Source organism: Aliivibrio sp. S4MY1 (assembly GCF_028765545.1).
Lineage (GTDB): Bacteria > Pseudomonadota > Gammaproteobacteria > Enterobacterales > Vibrionaceae > Aliivibrio.
The window spans coordinates 20,375-36,385 of record NZ_JARACP010000013.1 but is presented as its reverse complement, the minus strand read 5'-3'; the positions used below and the strand labels follow the sequence as shown (position 1 = coordinate 36,385).

Below are 16,011 nucleotides of genomic sequence, written 5' to 3'. Positions count from 1 at the left end.
ATTCAAAATCGGTATAACTTATGAATGAATACTTGCATAACACCAAACGGAAAATCTGCTCACTAATACTTCGTAGTAAAAATCGGCAATAAAAAAGAAGACTTAACTAGATATCAAGATTAGTATTATTTTGATTGGCATAATATAAGCCTAGATGAAAAACCATACTTTGCTTTTATTTAGGCAAAAAAAAACAGAAATCCAAATAGATTTCTGTTTAAGATGGCTAATAAATATTACTTATTAACACATTATTTTTGATTCATTAACGCCAAATCAATCGTAATTGCGACGGCTTCATCAAGATACGCATCAGGAACGTCATAGTCTTTTGGAATATCATCAAGAGTTTTAAATTCTTCTTCTTTAAGAAGTTTTTGTCTCTCATTCACTCGTTTAAGACGGCGTTCATCTGCTTCATCACCTTCTTTCTCACGAACTTTTTTATTCAGTGAAATAGTTGTAATGTCTTTTTCAGCTTGATAGCGGGCAATGTCTTCCTGAATAAAACCAAATTCTTCATCCGTTTTAATTCGTTCTGCATGCTTTTTCGCTAATGGCTCAATCGTATTTTTAATCTGATTGGTTTGTGCATACTCGGCAGCTTTGATACTGTCCCAAGGAAGAGCATTATCCTCAACACTTTCACCAGTTTCTTTTGGATCAATCGCTGTAGGGAATGCAATATCAGGCACAACACCTAGATTTTGCGTACTACCACCATTGATTCGATAGAATTTTTGGATCGTGTATTGAACATGACCAAGCGGTTTATCAAAAAGATCATAAATATGATTTAACGATCTATGTTGTTGAACCGTTCCTTTACCAAAAGAATTTTCACCTAAGATTACAGCACGGCCATAATCTTGCATTGCTGCAGCAAAAATTTCAGAAGCAGATGCACTGTAGCGATTCACTAATACTGTCATTGGACCAGTATAAGAGATCTCACCATCAGTATCAGCATTCACATTTACTCGACCGTAACTATCACGAACTTGAACTACTGGGCCACCAGTAATAAATAATCCAGATAATGCAGTAGCTTCAGTTAATGCACCACCACCATTGTTACGTAAATCAACAATAATGCCGCTAATATCTTGTTTTTTCAGCTCATCAATCTGCTTTTTCGTATCTTCAGCTAAACCGACATAGAAACTAGGTACTTCTAATACCCCGACTTTCTTGCCATCTTGCTCAATCACTTCAGATTTTACTGCTCTATCTTCTAAGCGGATCTTATCTCGAACGATTGTGACAGTGTGACTTTTTGAATCGTTACCTTCTGGCAAGATCTCAAGGTTCACTTTTGTCCCTTTTGGTCCTTTAATAAGTTGAACAACGTCATCTAAACGCCATCCAATCACATCAACAATTTTTTTACCGTCTTGACCGACACCGATAATTCGGTCGCCCTCAGAAAGTTGTTTGCTTGTTAATGCTGGTCCACCAGCAACTAATGAACGAATTACAGTGTAATCATCGGTTGCTTGTAATACCGCACCAATCCCTTCTAATGAAAGATTCATTTCTGATTGGAATTGCTCAGCATTACGTGGAGATAGATAACTGGTATGAGGGTCAACTTCACGTGCAAACGCGTTAATGTAAAGTTGGAACGCATCTTCATTATGACTCTGAGTCAAACGCTTAAGTGCATTATTATAACGTTTGCCTAGCATCTTTTGGATTTCAGGCCAGTCTTTCCCTGTCATTGACAAGTTTAGAGCATCATATTTAACACGTTTACGCCACAGTTCATTTAACTCAGCTTCATCTTTTGGCCAAGCCGCTTCAGAGCGATCTAACTCAAGAGATTCATCAATCGTATAATCAAACTCTTTATCTAAAAGAGAAAGTGCGTAGACATAACGCTCAAAACGACGCTTCAATGATAAATTATAGATATCAAAAGCCGCTTGGGAGTCCCCAATCTTTAATTGATCGTCTAACTTAGTTGATAACGGGGCGAATGAAGTAAGATCAGCTTGAGTAAAAATATTTCTATTATAATCAAGCATGTCTAAGTATCGCTCATAAATGGCAACTGAAAAGTCATCATCTAATGAGAAATGCTTATAATGAGAACGCGTAAAGCGAGAAGTAACACGCTTACTAGCAGTAGCATGCTGTGTTTCTGCGGTTAATACTGGTAAGTCAGTTTCAGAATACTTGGCGTCTAATACCTTAGCTTCAAGTGCGTGCGCAGAAGCTGCTAGCATAACGCCAGCAGCAATCAGCGAGACTCTTAATCGACAATTCATGCGTCGGGAGTGCTCCTTTATGAACGAAGATTCTCCGCTTTAACAACCATTTAAAGGCCGTTTGATAAGCGAATTCGTACATCATCCTTGTTAATTTCAACGATTGTCGCAGGCATATTACCTTTACCCATGTTAACGCTTACGTTGTTACCAACAGTAACTTCATCTGCGTTTAGAGCACGAGTTTCAACTGGCTTTTCTACTTTCTTAGCAGCAGCTGGTTGAGGACGACGCTTAGGTGGAGTAGCAGCACGAGCTGTTTTCTTAGCTTTTGCTTCTTCTCTTGCTTTTTTAGCTTGTTCTTTACGACGAGCAGCAACTTTTGATTTGCTCTCATCTAAAGTAGCTTTAGCGTGTTCAATGTGCTCTTCTTCTAGTTCACCACAAGGGTTACCATCTAAATCAACACGAGATGCGCCCGGCTTAACACCGTGTAGGTAACGCCAAGAAGATGTGTATTGACGTAAACCAGCACGTAGCTGAGTTTTACTTACTTTAGGATCATCGCTTAAACGCTCAGCTAGATCTTGGAAGATACCAATTTTAAGAGGTTTAGCTTCGCCTTCTAAAATAAAGCATTTCGGGAAACGCTCAGCAATGTATGCAATTACTTCTTTGCTGTTCGCTAATTTTTCAGAGTTTTCCATGTAGTTTCCTGATAGTACGGTTCAAGCCGTATTTCGGTTTATTTCTAGTAAAGATATTCCGCTATTATAGATACTTAAGCGTGAAAAACCACTACTGAAAGACAATTAAAGTCTCTTTTCTGCTTCTTTCATGAAATCAACCAGACCTTTTTCATCAATTTCGCTAAATCGTGCAATATTTGGACTATCTATATCCAATACTCCAGTCAATACGCCATTTCTATAAAATGGGATCACGATTTCAGAATTACTTTCTGCGTCACAAGCAATATGACCAGAAAATTGATGAACATCATCAATGCGTTGGACGGATTCTGTAGCAAAAGCAGTACCGCACACTCCCTTCCCTACACTAATTCGAATGCAAGCGGGTTTACCTTGAAATGGGCCTAAGACTAACTCATTTTCTTTAAATAGATAAAAACCTACCCAATTAATGTCGTCCAGTTCCATATTTAATAACGCACTAAGGTTTGCTAGGTTAGCGATAAAATCCGTTTCACCATCAATCAAGCCTATCGCTTGCTGCGTTAATCGCTCGTAATGCTTCAATTCCATCTTTATATTTTTCCTCTATTTATACCAATCACTTGCGACTCTATTTATACTGAGTACAATGCCGATGGAAAAGATAATAATAGGAATCATTCTCACCATGCGCAATACTACTCTCCCTACAATTAACTGGAATTGGCTATTTAGGCAAGCAAAAACCTATAAAAGCCGTTTGGTTGTAGCAAATATCATCGCCATTGTCGCGACGCTTATCAGTGTACCTATCCCATTACTCATGCCATTGATGGTAGATGAAGTGTTATTACACAAACCGTCAACGGGTGTTGAACTATTAAATGTAATACTGCCCACCCATTGGCAAGGTCCTATAGGTTATATCCTATTAGTCCTCGTCATGGTCATTTTAATGCGCATTGTCAGCCAAGTACTTAATATCTATCAAGGACGACAATTTAGCTTAGTGTCCAAAACCATTACTTATCAAATACGACTTCAGTTACTCGATAAATTAAGCCGCATCAGTATGAAAGAATACGAATCACGCGGTAGCGGTGGCATTAACTCTCATATTATTACAGACATAGATACGATCGATAAGTTCCTTGGCCCAACATTAAGCCGTTTTATTGTCTCTTTTTTAACCGTTATTGGCACCGCTGGCGTCCTTCTTTGGATTAATTGGCAACTTGGTCTCTTTATTCTTTTAGTAAACCCTATTGTTATCTACTTCTCTCGAAAATTAGGTAACCGGGTAAAAGATCTTAAAAGAAAAGAGAACCAGTCTTATGAACGTTTTCAAACACGCTTAATTGAAACCTTAGATGGAATTTATCAATTACGTGCATCAAACCGTGAACGTGCATTTTTGGACCAATTAAAAAACCAAGCCGATGACATAAGACACAGTGCCGACCAATTTACATGGCAGTCTGAAGCGGCTGGACGACTCTCCTTTCTTCTATTTTTACTCGGTTTTGAATTATTTAGAGCCGCAGCCATGATCATGGTATTGCTTAGTGATTTAAGTATTGGTCAAATGTTTGCCATATTTAGCTATCTTTGGGTAATGCTTTCGCCAATACAAGAATTATTAAGTATTCAATTTTCTTGGTATGGTGCCTCGGCGGCGCTTAAGCGTATCAATCATTTATTACACATAGATGAAGAGCCAAAAGTAGAATCTACAATCAACCCATTTGCTACAAATAGTGCAACTGAAATACAAATTAACAATATTAATTTTAGCTATAACGAGGAACGACAGGTTTTAGATAATTTATCATTAACCATTCGTGGTGGTGAGAAAGTTGCCCTTGTCGGTGCCAGTGGTGGCGGTAAATCAACATTAATTCAGCTACTATTAGGGTTATATCGACCTACTAATGGTGAAATATTATTTAATGGTCACAATACACAAGACGTAGGATTTGAAAAAATTCGCAATCAAATCTCGGTGGTATTACAACAACCTATACTATTTAACGATACATTAAGGCATAATCTAACACTAGGTTCAGATTATTCAGATGATGCACTATGGAATGCGCTTGATGTAGCCCAACTGCAAGACGTTGTAATTCAATTGACTGATGGATTAGATACTCAAATTGGTCGCCAAGGTGTAAAATTATCTGGTGGTCAAAGACAACGTTTAGCCATTGCTAGAATGGTATTAACGGATCCAAAATTTGTTATTTTAGACGAAGCGACATCTGCTTTAGATACCGCAACAGAAGCTGCTTTGCACAAAGCATTAAGTGATTTTTTAGTTGGACGAACCACCTTAATTGTGGCGCATCGTTTAAGTGCAGTAAAACAAGCAGATACTATTTATGTGCTGAACGATGGTAAAGTATCTCAATCTGGCACACACCATGAACTGGTTACACAGCAAGGACTGTATCAAACGCTATATGGATCAATTCAAAGTTAATCAATCGGACAACAACCGTGGAAGACGCTAAGTTTCGTCGCTGCCACGGCTGTGATCTGGTCGTAGAAGTAGCGAAGGTAGCTAAAAAGCAAAATGCTCACTGCCCTCGCTGCAATACTCAACTCTATCGTGGTAACCGTATTTCATTAAATAGCGATTTAGCTATCGCTGTTGCTGCGTTATTGTTATTTATACCATCCCATTTTTTTCCTATGGTCACCATTCAACTTTTTGGTGTCATGATCCCTGCAACACTTCCCTCTGGGACAATTACCTTAATGAGTGAAGGCTTCCCTATGCTTGGCTTATTAATTTTATTTTGCAGCTCTATTGTGCCTTTTCTTGTATGTGGCTCAGTGGTATCTGCGCATCTAGCTTTACGAAGAAAGTGGTTTACTCTCTTTCGGCTAAGCGTATCGACTATTCAACATTTAAAAGATTGGATGATGTTAGATGTCTTTTTAGTTAGTTTGGCTATCGCTTGCTTTAAAATTCAAGACCATGCTGATATTTTCGTTGGGTCAGGTCTTTATGGCCTTGTTTTACTTCTTTTTGTTACCTCACTTTTATTGACTCATGTAAGCGCACGACGCTATTGGCGCGCATGGCAAAGAAAGCATCAACAAAAGATTGAAGCACCTATTACTAGACCTGAAACATCAATCCATTGTGAACATTGTCACTTCACTCAACAAAGTGGCACTCACTGCATCCGTTGTAAGCGACCTATTCACTCAAGAAAGCCAAAGTCGATACAAAAAACGTGGCTTTATTTATTAACTGCAACCATTTTTATCATACCAGCTAACGTACTTTCTATTTCGATTCTGCTAACCAACGGCAAGCGACTAGAAGATACAATCTTTTCCGGCGTTGCAGGATTAATTAAAACGGATATGTACGGTATAGCCATTATCATTTTTGTAGCAAGTATCGTAGTTCCGGTCGCTAAAATTCTTGGTTTAGGTTACTTGTTATTGTGTGTTCAATTCAAACGCAGTGTATTCCATCAGCAAAGAATGGCGATATATAGTGCTGTCAAATGGATTGGAAAATGGTCAGTCATGGATTTATTCGTAATTTCTATTATGATGACATTGATTGATCGCGGACAAATTTTAGATTTTACCCCAGGCCTTGGTGCCGTTGCCTTTGGTTTAGTTGTGGTATTTACCATGCTGGCCGCTGAAAGTTTTGATTCTCGTCTAATTTGGGATAATTATGAGCGAACCGACAAATCTTGATTCTACTGTTGAACAAGTAAACATCAAAAATGAACAAGGGATATCCCCACTTTGGATATTACCACTTCTTGCACTTTGCCTTGGTGGATGGCTCGTCTATTCCGCTATTATTGAAGCGGGCCAACGCGTTCAAATCTATTTTGAGGATGCTCAAGGGCTAATCGCAGGCCGCACAACCATTCGTTATCAGGGTCTAGAAGTCGGTATGGTGAAAAACATCACTTTATCTGAAGACCTTTCTAATATCTATGTTGATGCTGACATCTACCCAGAAGCCTCTAACTTATTAAGAGACAATACTCAATTTTGGCTTGTTAAGCCGCAAGCTTCGTTAACGGGTATTTCAGGACTAGATGCTTTGGTATCGGGTAACTATATTGCTATTTTACCTGGAAATGGCGATCTAAAAACAAAATTCACGGCTCTTGCCAACTCTCCGGCCATTCAACCTGACTCTAGCGGGTTAAGCGTTACCTTACGTTCTAAAGACTTAGGATCTATTTCTGTTGGTTCAAAGATTTACTATAAAAAGATCCCTATCGGTGAAGTGTACAATTTCAAGCTAGACCAAAAAACCGATAATGTACGAATAAAAGCACTTATCCAAGAAGAATATGCTCATCTAATTACCTCTAAAAGCCGTTTTTGGAATGCCAGTGGCGTTGGGGCAAGTATTGGATTTAATGGTGTTGATGTTCAGCTGGAAAGTTTATCAGCCTTAATTGGAGGAGCTATCGCGGTAGACTCTCCTGATGACGGTAAAGCCATTGAAAATGGGAAAGAATTCCGGCTATACAGTAATATCAAAACCGCTGGCCGCGGTATTTCAATTAAAATTACTCTACCAGACAATAACCAAATCAGCCCAAACGGCTCGGCCATTATGTATAGAGGCCTTGAAATTGGTCAGATTAACAGTTTAAAACTGTCTGATGATAAGAAAGATATTCTTGCATCAGCAACGGTTGAGCCTGCATTTATCGATTATTTAAACGATGGTTCTCGATTTGTTCTAGAAGAGGCAAAACTTGGTTTATCTGGTGTCGAAAATATTGGCAACCTTGTTCGCGGTAACTTCTTAACCTTAATCCCAGGTGAAGGAGATAAATCTCGAACATTTACAGCCATACGAAAACAAGAACTGATTAAACAAGATACAAAAGCGCTCACCTTTTCGTTATATGCAGATCAATCTTTTGGTTTAACACCAGATACCGCTATTTCATACAAAGGCATTAAAGTCGGCTCAGTTACTCATGTCGCGTTAGTTAATGACAGAGTTAAATTTGATGCCATGATCCTTGAGAAGTACAAACATCTCATTAAATCAAAGAACAAATTCTTTGTTTCTGGCAGTGTTTCAGCAGAGTTAACTGACTCTGGCTTAAATATTGATATTCCACCAACTCAAGCCCTAATTTCAGGCTCAATTAGCTTTACTAGCGAAGGTAAAGGCTATAAACAAAAAAGCTATACTTTATTTAAAAACAGCTCATTGGCTGAATTAGCGGAATTCAAAACAGTAAAAAGTACTGAACTTACCCTGTTTAGCCCAGAGCTCCCTCCTATTACCAAAAATAGTCCTATTCTCTATCGTAATCTCGTTGTTGGTAAAGTGACGGACTTTGATTTAGGTAATGATGGTGTAAACATTAAGATCAATATTGAAAAACAATACGCACATCTAATCGAAGATAACACCGTATTTTGGAATTACTCGGGAGTGAATGTTGAAGCTAGTTTAAGTGGCGTTAATATTCAAGCGGCTCCATTAATGTCGATGATCCGCGGTGGTATTGGCTTTGATAATATGCAAGGTGTAGAAAATAAATTAGGTAAAAAATGGAAGCTCTACTCTAATCTATCTGAAGCTCAAGAGTTTGGTCGAATTATCGCATTTACTGCAAAAGACAGCGATTCAATCTCTAAAGGAACACTCATTAAATATAAAGGTGTCTCTGTTGGTGAAGTCAGTAAAGTATCACCAAACTTTAAACAGAGTAATGTTTACATACAAGCACGTATTTACCCTGAATACGTTAACCAAATAGCAATTTCAGGCAGTCATTTCTGGGTAGTAAAACCAAGTATTAGCCTATCAGGTGCTGAAAACCTTGATACATTATTAGGTAGCTACATTCAAGTAACGCCTGGGAATGGAAAAACAAAAACTCAATTTTTACTCACTGACCAATCTCAAGGTGATAAGTTAACCACTTATACTCTCGAGTCCATCACTCGAGGTTCAGTTAAAGTCGGAACCCCTATTCTGTTTAGAGAAATGGAAGTGGGTGAAGTGACAGATGTTAAGTTAGGCGATTTATCAGACCGTGTTATTTTCACTATTGGTATTAATCCAGACTTTAGCTATCTTGTTCGCCAAAATACGGTTTTTTGGAATGTTTCTGGTGTAAATATGTCTATAGGATTAAGTGGAGCAAAAGTTCAAGCGGGTACTGTAGATAGTATTCTACGTGGCGGTATTGCATTCTCTACTCCTGATGACGAAGAGCTAAAGCCACAAGCAAAAGAGAATAAATCATACCTGCTGTATAAAACAGCAGAAGAAGATTGGCCTTTGTGGAATGCCGCGATTCCTAATCCAAACAAATAATCAAATTCAGGCAGTCAATCTTCACATTGGCTGCCTTTTTTAATTTAAGTCCTTAATTTGCCCTATAACTACAGATTCCATTTAGACAACAGCACTAATTGCGTTTACACTCCCTGCCATAACATCATCCTATGAGATTCATCCGTGCACGATAATATTTTTCTACCTGAAGCCTTCCTAGCACAAGTGCAAGAAACCATGCCTTCCCATCTTTCAATGGAAGATTTTGTTGCTGCCTGTAAACGCCCTTTACGCCGTAGTATTCGCGTTAATACATTAAAAAACAGTGTAGAAGAATTCAAACAACGTGCAGATGAAAAGCTGTGGTTACTAGAACCAGTACCTTGGTGTGATACTGGGTTTTGGATAACAAGACCAGAAACCGACACGGTAAAATTAGGCAGCACTGCCGAACACATGTCAGGGTTATTTTATATTCAAGAAGCTAGCTCAATGATGCCTGTAACAGCATTATTAAAAGACAATGACAGTATTGAAATGGCTTTAGATATGGCTTCTGCACCGGGCTCTAAAACAACACAGCTGGCCGCAGGCATGAAAAATCAAGGTGCATTAGTCGCTAATGAGTTTTCTTCAAGTCGCGTGAAAGTGCTGTGCTCTAATATCCAACGCTGCGGTGTAAGTAATGTGGCACTTACCCACTTTGATGGTCGTGTTTTTGGTGGTTGGTTGCCAGAAACTTTTGATTCTATTCTCTTAGATGCTCCATGTTCAGGTGAAGGAACGATTCGTAAAGATCCTGATGCGATGCATAACTGGAGCCCTGAATCAGTTATCGAAATTGGTGATACTCAACGTGACCTAATTGAAAGTGCCTTTCATGCCCTTAAACCAGGTGGTGTCATGGTCTACTCAACTTGTACATTGAATCACCAAGAAAACCAGAATATCTGCCATCACTTAGTAGAACAATTTGGTGACGCGGTCACGTTTGAACCGTTAGGCGATCTTTTTGAGAATGCAGAAAAAGCATTAACCAAAGAAGGTTTCTTACATATCTACCCACAAATTTTTGATAGTGAAGGCTTCTTTGTTGCTAAGATCCGTAAAAATAGCTCAACTACGCCCCCTGAAGTGAAAAAACGCTTAGGAAAATTTCCTTTCGCACCGGCTTCAAATAAAGAAGCACAGGCTATTGAAGCAGAATTAAAATCGACATTACAATTAGAAATTCCTGAAGATAATGAGTTTTGGATCCGAGATAAAGAAGTCTGGGCTTTTCCTAAACGCATGAAGCCATTAATTGGCGAAATGCGCTATCATCGAATTGGATTCAAACTTGCTGAAACTCATAAAAAAGGATATCGCTGGCAACATGAAGCTATCATGGCATTGGCGACAGCTGATAACCCTACTTGTGCAGAACTGAACACAGAACAAGCACGTGAGTGGTATATGGGACGAGATGTACGTCCTGATTTTTCAGGAAAAGGTGAGACAATTGTTACTTATAAAGGCGCAGTTATTGGCTTAGGGAAATGGGTGGGTAACCGAATTAAAAATGGATTACCTCGTGAACTTGTTCGTGATGGAAACTTATTTTAAATAATACGTTTTTAAATTAGTGCCAATCTAAGTAAATCGTACACACACTTAGATTGGTACCATACATCAAGCTGTAGGAATAAGGATATGCCTTCACAATATCGTATCAATCGAATTGTAGAGATTGGAGATACACTGCACCGTTGCGGTTGTGCTCCTTATAAAGTAGAACGTTACACTACCTTTTACGCCAATAAATATGGCGTTAATTGTATGATCCAAGCAACACCAACTTCCATTAACTATCAATTTCCTGATGATAATAACGCCGTCATCATGAAACGTCATAAACCCGCAAGTATTGATTTGGGTTTACTCGCAAATACTATTATTCAATTACAACAACCATTAACCCCTGTCCCACTCGCTCCAGCCGAAGGGATCTCTTATCCTTCCTGGGCGGTTTGTTTAGCAAACATGTGTATTCCCCCTGCCTTTCTTATGTTAGTTGGATCAACATACGAAGCTTTATGTGTGAGCTTTTTACTTGGATTTTTAGTTTGGTTGTCTCAAGTTTTTTGTAGTAAACGCCGTAGTATTGCTGTTGAGTTTTTTGGTGCCTTAATTGTTGCCTTTAGCGTTGCGTTTATTGCTAGCCTTGGTGTCCCAATTCCTATTCTTGGACTTTGTATCGCCGCCGTGGTTCTTTTTGTTCCCGGACTCTCCATCTCAAACGCTCTAGAGTGTTTGGCTTTTAATGATCTCGTCTCTGGTACCAGCTTACTTGGCCAGTGCTTTCTCACTTTAATAAAACTTCTTATTGGGATCATTATTGGTTTACACATTGGCGAAGCTATTTTTGGCACAGCCGAATCCATTGATTATCAAAATGAATTTCCAATATGGCTACAAATACTAGGTTTACCGATTATTTCATTCTCATTAGGCGTAATGTTTAAAGCCCGCCCTATTGATACCGTTTATAGCTTGCCTGTAGCGGTATTAGGTATGTGGGGACCATTTTATCTCGGATTTGATGGTGGTTGGGTTGTCGGTACATGGGTTACAACCGTATTAATCACCCTTTATGGAACTTGGATTGCTAGACAGTTAAACCTAACTGGGATTATATTCATAGTACAAGGGATCATTATTCTTGTTCCGGGAAGTCGTGTCTTAGTGAGTGCAAGTCAAAGTGTGTTTGAGCAATCCATACTTCCAATTCCTAGCATTGGATTATCTGCTCTATTTATGTTCTCTGCTATTGTTGCAGGACAAATTACCGCTTATTCAATTTACTCTCCAAAAATCGAACGAGACTTGTAATACGCCAAATAAAAAACATAAAAAAAGCCAGCTATTAAATAATAACTGGCCTTTTCTTTATGTTTTTAACAGTATTAAATAATACTATTTAAAACAATTAAGCACGGCTCATGAACTTATGTTCAGTCGTGTTGATTTTCACTTTCTCGCCGTTAGCGATGTACTCAGGAACTTGTACAGTTAAACCTGTTGACATTGTTGCAGGTTTTGTACGAGCACTTGCAGAAGCGCCTTTAATTGACGGTGCTGTTTCTACGATTTCTAGATCAACAGCAGACGGTAATTCAATCGCAACTGGTGCGCCATCAACGATAAGAATTTGAAGACCTTGAGTTTCTTCAGTGATGAAAAGTAACTCTTCTTCAATCGCTTCTTTGTTAAAGTTATATGGAGTGTAGTCTTCAGAATCCATGAATACATACTCATTACCATCAACATAAGAGAACGTTGCGCTGCGACGACTAAAGTCAGCTAAATTGATCATGTCATCAGCTTTGAAGCTTTCGTCTGCTTTTGAGCCAGTTGCTACATCGTACATACGCATACGGAATAATGTTGCACCTGCACGGCCACTTGGAGTTAGCTTGCTGATTTCTTTAACGAAAAATACTTTACCGTTGTGTTCAATTGCTGAACCTTTTTTGATGTCACTTGCCTTTGGCATGATAAAAAATCCATAAATAATTGGTAAGTGGAAAATACCACGAACTTTTTATATCTCCAATAACTATGTGACAGAAACTCGCATTTTATAGCGCTTTATTTGTCACTCGACCTTGCTGCCATGAACGTAACATCATAACTGCAGTATAAAGAACCACAAATGCCACTAACCAAGCAAGCATATCCACATCAAGAGACTTAACAATAAACGCCGCAATTAACACGCCAATCGGTCCTGTAATCGCCACCACCAGAGATGCTCTTGAGTTCACCGCTTTCTGTTTGATAAAGCCACCAGCAGAGAAGAAACATAAAAATGCACATGAACACATCATAATAGGAAATGCCGCTAATGGATTCATACCTAGCAAGTAAATCATCGTCATACACGGCGCATATAATCCAATCCCTACAGTCATTAATGCACCAAAAATAAAGTTACCAATTATCCCGATAACCAATTTTTCGCCACTTAATCCCAACGCTTCACCACCTAATGGGAATAAATCTAGACGCCCAGCAAACATTAATAACGCAACAACCAACAAAGCCCCTGCCATAATCAAACGGATCAATTGACGGTCAAAACCAGATACCAATCGAGCTCCTACTGTTGCTCCAACACAAGCGGCAATGATCAAGCTCACTAACGTCGTTAGATCGACATTAATCGCTGTCAGAAAAATCAAAGATTGAAAAACCGTTGCCATGGTTGCTTGAGCATTCAAGGTGCCAGGTAATACTTTGTCATCAATTAAATTAAACTGCTTATAACCAGCCGTTTTAATAGCAAAACTTCCCACACCAAGAGTGTCACAAAAGTTTGCGAAACCACCAATTAGACCAACAGCCCATATATTAGTGTCTTTTTCTGAATCCTTTTTCTTAAGCCATAATAAAACCAGCATAAAAAGGAATGTTAGGCCTCCAATAATAAGGCCTATTTGTAAAAATAATAAAACAGTCATTGATACATCACATAGCTGAAATAATGTCGGGGATAGTAATTCAGATTAGTGAGAAAAACCAGATCCCCCTTATGCACTAAAGTTGCCGTCGATTTAATAGATAACAATAACTTCATTTCTTTTACATTTAATTGTTATAAAGTGGATTTATTTAATTTACAAACATAAATATCATCTTTAAATATTACATACTTATGTTTTTTTACTGTTACTTTTAAAGTAACTTGATTGATTTGTTTGCAAAACGATGTTTTTTTGTTAGTTAATTTGATAAATAAAAAGCAGTGATATTAAAAACAAATATTTTTATAATTGATACTAATTCTATCAACTATTTTTATCGATAATTACTTAAATTAGTATACTATCCAAAAACGAGTTCTAGCTCCCAGATTGGGAGAATGAAATTATTCAAAGTAGGCACCTTTAAATCTAAACTTCCTTCCCAGCAGTATGGTGAAGAACATCCTCTCTTCCCTTTTTTAAGGACAAACTATGCTTGATAAAAGCAACCCGATTGAACGCCGAATGCAGATCACTACATTAGCGTGGCCGATCCTAGTCGAAATTTTACTTCGTACAGCCATTAGTACCAGTGATGTATTCATGCTAAGTGGCTATTCTGATTTGGCAGTATCTGCTATTGGGGTTATCTCTCAAATCATTTTCTTTTTAATGATCATTTCGATGATGGTGAGTACTGGTACTGGCATTCTTATTGGTCAATACAATGGTTCTGGACGAACTCAACAATCAACCGATATTGCAGTAGCCAGTGTTGTGCTTGGTGGAATATTAGGACTTGGCCTCAGTTTATTTGCCTTTTTTGCCGCAAATCCTATTGTCATCATGTATGGACTAGAAAGTGACGTTGCAACTTTTGCACACGATTATTTAATCATTACTGGCTCTTTCACTTTAACGGTAACCCTTGGTATCGTATTTTCTACCATATTACGTAGTAATGGATACTCTCGTACTCCAATGATAGTGAACCTTCTCACTGGTGGACTTAATATTGTCGGTAACTATTGTGCGTTATATCAACCTTTTGGATTACCTGTTTATGGTGTGCAAGGTGTAGCCGTTGCGACTGCATTTAGCCAAGTCATTAATACGATTATTTTATGGATAATGATCCATAGAAAACACATCGCATTACCAATGCTGAATTTTAAGAAGATACCGCAAACGACTTATAAAAAAATAATGCACATTGGAGTAATGAACGCAGGTGAGATGCTCTCATATAACTTGTCACAAATGGTCATTGTTTACTTAGTAGTAAGAATGGGTACCGCTTCGTTAACCGCTTTTACTTACGCCCAAAATATTGCTCGCGTCTCTTTTGCTTTTGCATTAGCTGTTGGTCAAGCAAGCCAAATACAAACGAGCTACTACGTAGGAAAAAAATGGATTGAACAAATTCTTACTCGCGTACAACTCTATTTTTTGGTCTCTCTTGCCGTGTCTGTTACCCTTACTTGTATCGTCTTTTTCTTTCGCTATGAATTACTTAGCCTATTCACACAGGATCCAGAGGTTATAACCTTAACCGCAGGATTAATCGCAGGCTCTATTTTAGTGGAGGCGGGACGGGTATTTAACCTTGTCTTTATATCCGCTCTTAAAGGTGCTGGAGATATTAAGTTCCCAGTTCAAATGGGAATATTGAGCATGTGGGGAGTGGCCGTTAGCCTCACTTATCTGCTTGGTGTTCATTTTGGATTCGGTGTACTTGGTGCCTGGCTAGCATTTGCAGCAGATGAATGGGTCCGTGGGATCATTATGGCTCGCCGCTGGCGATCTAAAGTCTGGACCAAGTTCAATCTTATCTAATACCAATCGTAACAAATAAAAATGGGCAAAAGTAAATAAATACCTTTGCCCATTTTATTAGTAAGCTCGGTTATCCTGAGTAAATGACAAATCCATCGCTTGAGGTCGGATCCATGATTTAAATCCGCACTCTACTCTTAAAGAACTTACTATGTCTTTTGCATTTTCATAGGTAGTAAAATCAGTCACTAAATAATACGTATCTTCTATTTTATATAGCGTCAATATATTACTACTGCACACTTTATAATTTAGCTCTGGCATGGATGAAAAAGCATAAGCCTGAACTCGATATATCTCAGCTTCTTTTTCAAACAATTCATCACTAAAAGAAGTACTACTAAAAAGTACACCTACTAACAATAAATACTTAAACACCCTATTTATCCGATAACCGATTTAAAGTTGAATAATAAGGGAAATAATCATCTTATTCTATTCATAAAATAATAATATTTTAGAGCCTAACTAAGCATCTAAAAATT

12 protein-coding genes are annotated in these 16,011 nt (G+C 38.2%); 6 read left to right on the top strand and 6 right to left on the bottom strand.

What is annotated here, in order from left to right; genetic code table 11:
• Positions 1-251: 251 nt before the first annotated feature.
• The 3 genes from prc to PVK71_RS14900 all read right to left on the bottom strand — a co-directional run bounded on the left by prc (position 252) and on the right by PVK71_RS14900 (position 3,475).
• Positions 252-2,270 carry a carboxy terminal-processing peptidase gene (prc, locus tag PVK71_RS14910; protein ID WP_274419685.1) on the bottom strand — a complete coding sequence of 673 codons (2,019 nt, stop codon included), beginning with the start codon at positions 2,268-2,270 and terminating at the stop codon, positions 252-254.
• A gap of 50 nt (positions 2,271-2,320) precedes the next feature.
• The gene (gene proQ / locus PVK71_RS14905; RefSeq protein ID WP_274421850.1) at positions 2,321-2,917 is read right to left on the bottom strand and encodes an RNA chaperone ProQ; all 597 of its coding nucleotides are present in this window, start codon (positions 2,915-2,917) and stop codon (positions 2,321-2,323) included.
• Between the two features lie 105 nt (positions 2,918-3,022).
• The gene (locus PVK71_RS14900) at positions 3,023-3,475 is read right to left on the bottom strand and encodes a GAF domain-containing protein (protein WP_274419686.1); all 453 of its coding nucleotides are present in this window, start codon (positions 3,473-3,475) and stop codon (positions 3,023-3,025) included.
• A 97-nt stretch (positions 3,476-3,572) separates the two neighbouring features.
• On the opposite strand from PVK71_RS14900, the gene PVK71_RS14895 reads away from it, so the two are divergent.
• The 5 genes from PVK71_RS14895 to PVK71_RS14875 all read left to right on the top strand — a co-directional run bounded on the left by PVK71_RS14895 (position 3,573) and on the right by PVK71_RS14875 (position 12,056).
• Positions 3,573-5,366 (top strand): ABC transporter ATP-binding protein, encoded by a 1,794-nt coding sequence (locus PVK71_RS14895; RefSeq protein WP_274419687.1) that lies wholly within the window; start codon positions 3,573-3,575, stop codon positions 5,364-5,366.
• 17 nt (positions 5,367-5,383) lie between these two features.
• Positions 5,384-6,610 (top strand): paraquat-inducible protein A, encoded by a 1,227-nt coding sequence (locus tag PVK71_RS14890; RefSeq protein ID WP_274419688.1) that lies wholly within the window; start codon positions 5,384-5,386, stop codon positions 6,608-6,610.
• Entirely contained in the window at positions 6,588-9,224 is a 2,637-nt protein-coding gene (locus tag PVK71_RS14885) for an MlaD family protein (protein ID WP_274419689.1), read from the top strand. Before PVK71_RS14890 ends, PVK71_RS14885 begins: the two co-directional genes overlap by 23 nt.
• Positions 9,225-9,368: 144 nt before the next feature.
• Positions 9,369-10,790 carry a 16S rRNA (cytosine(1407)-C(5))-methyltransferase RsmF gene (rsmF, locus tag PVK71_RS14880; protein ID WP_274419690.1) on the top strand — a complete coding sequence of 474 codons (1,422 nt, stop codon included), beginning with the start codon at positions 9,369-9,371 and terminating at the stop codon, positions 10,788-10,790.
• A gap of 87 nt (positions 10,791-10,877) precedes the next feature.
• Positions 10,878-12,056 (top strand): threonine/serine exporter family protein, encoded by a 1,179-nt coding sequence (locus PVK71_RS14875; protein ID WP_274419691.1) that lies wholly within the window; start codon positions 10,878-10,880, stop codon positions 12,054-12,056.
• Positions 12,057-12,153: 97 nt separating this feature from the next.
• Here PVK71_RS14875 and efpL read toward each other — a convergent pair whose 3' ends face one another.
• Entirely contained in the window at positions 12,154-12,720 is a 567-nt protein-coding gene (gene efpL / locus PVK71_RS14870; RefSeq protein WP_155649736.1) for an elongation factor P-like protein EfpL, read from the bottom strand.
• 85 nt (positions 12,721-12,805) lie between these two features.
• Complete coding sequence (locus tag PVK71_RS14865) at positions 12,806-13,687, bottom strand: sulfite exporter TauE/SafE family protein (protein ID WP_274419692.1); 882 nt, start codon at positions 13,685-13,687, stop codon at positions 12,806-12,808.
• Positions 13,688-14,182: 495 nt separating this feature from the next.
• Here PVK71_RS14865 and PVK71_RS14860 point away from each other — a divergent pair, with 495 nt between their 5' ends.
• Entirely contained in the window at positions 14,183-15,526 is a 1,344-nt protein-coding gene (locus PVK71_RS14860; protein WP_274419693.1) for an MATE family efflux transporter, read from the top strand.
• Positions 15,527-15,583: 57 nt separating this feature from the next.
• Here the strand turns inward: PVK71_RS14860 and PVK71_RS14855 are convergent, their stop codons facing one another.
• Positions 15,584-15,889 carry an SPOR domain-containing protein gene (locus PVK71_RS14855; protein ID WP_130047386.1) on the bottom strand — a complete coding sequence of 102 codons (306 nt, stop codon included), beginning with the start codon at positions 15,887-15,889 and terminating at the stop codon, positions 15,584-15,586.
• Between the last annotated feature and the right edge of the window lie 122 nt (positions 15,890-16,011).

Bases quoted from the DNA above. Each gene is read 5' to 3' on its own strand.
- prc (WP_274419685.1), bottom strand. From the start codon at position 2,270: ATGAATTGTCGATTAAGAGTCTCGCTGATTGCTGCTGGCGTTATGCTA.
- proQ (WP_274421850.1), bottom strand. From the start codon at position 2,917: ATGGAAAACTCTGAAAAATTAGCGAACAGCAAAGAAGTAATTGCATAC.
- PVK71_RS14900 (WP_274419686.1), bottom strand. From the start codon at position 3,475: ATGGAATTGAAGCATTACGAGCGATTAACGCAGCAAGCGATAGGCTTG.
- PVK71_RS14895 (WP_274419687.1), top strand. From the start codon at position 3,573: ATGCGCAATACTACTCTCCCTACAATTAACTGGAATTGGCTATTTAGG.
- PVK71_RS14885 (WP_274419689.1), top strand. From the start codon at position 6,588: ATGAGCGAACCGACAAATCTTGATTCTACTGTTGAACAAGTAAACATC.
- PVK71_RS14875 (WP_274419691.1), top strand. From the start codon at position 10,878: ATGCCTTCACAATATCGTATCAATCGAATTGTAGAGATTGGAGATACA.
- efpL (WP_155649736.1), bottom strand. From the start codon at position 12,720: ATGCCAAAGGCAAGTGACATCAAAAAAGGTTCAGCAATTGAACACAAC.
- PVK71_RS14865 (WP_274419692.1), bottom strand. From the start codon at position 13,687: ATGACTGTTTTATTATTTTTACAAATAGGCCTTATTATTGGAGGCCTA.
- PVK71_RS14860 (WP_274419693.1), top strand. From the start codon at position 14,183: ATGCTTGATAAAAGCAACCCGATTGAACGCCGAATGCAGATCACTACA.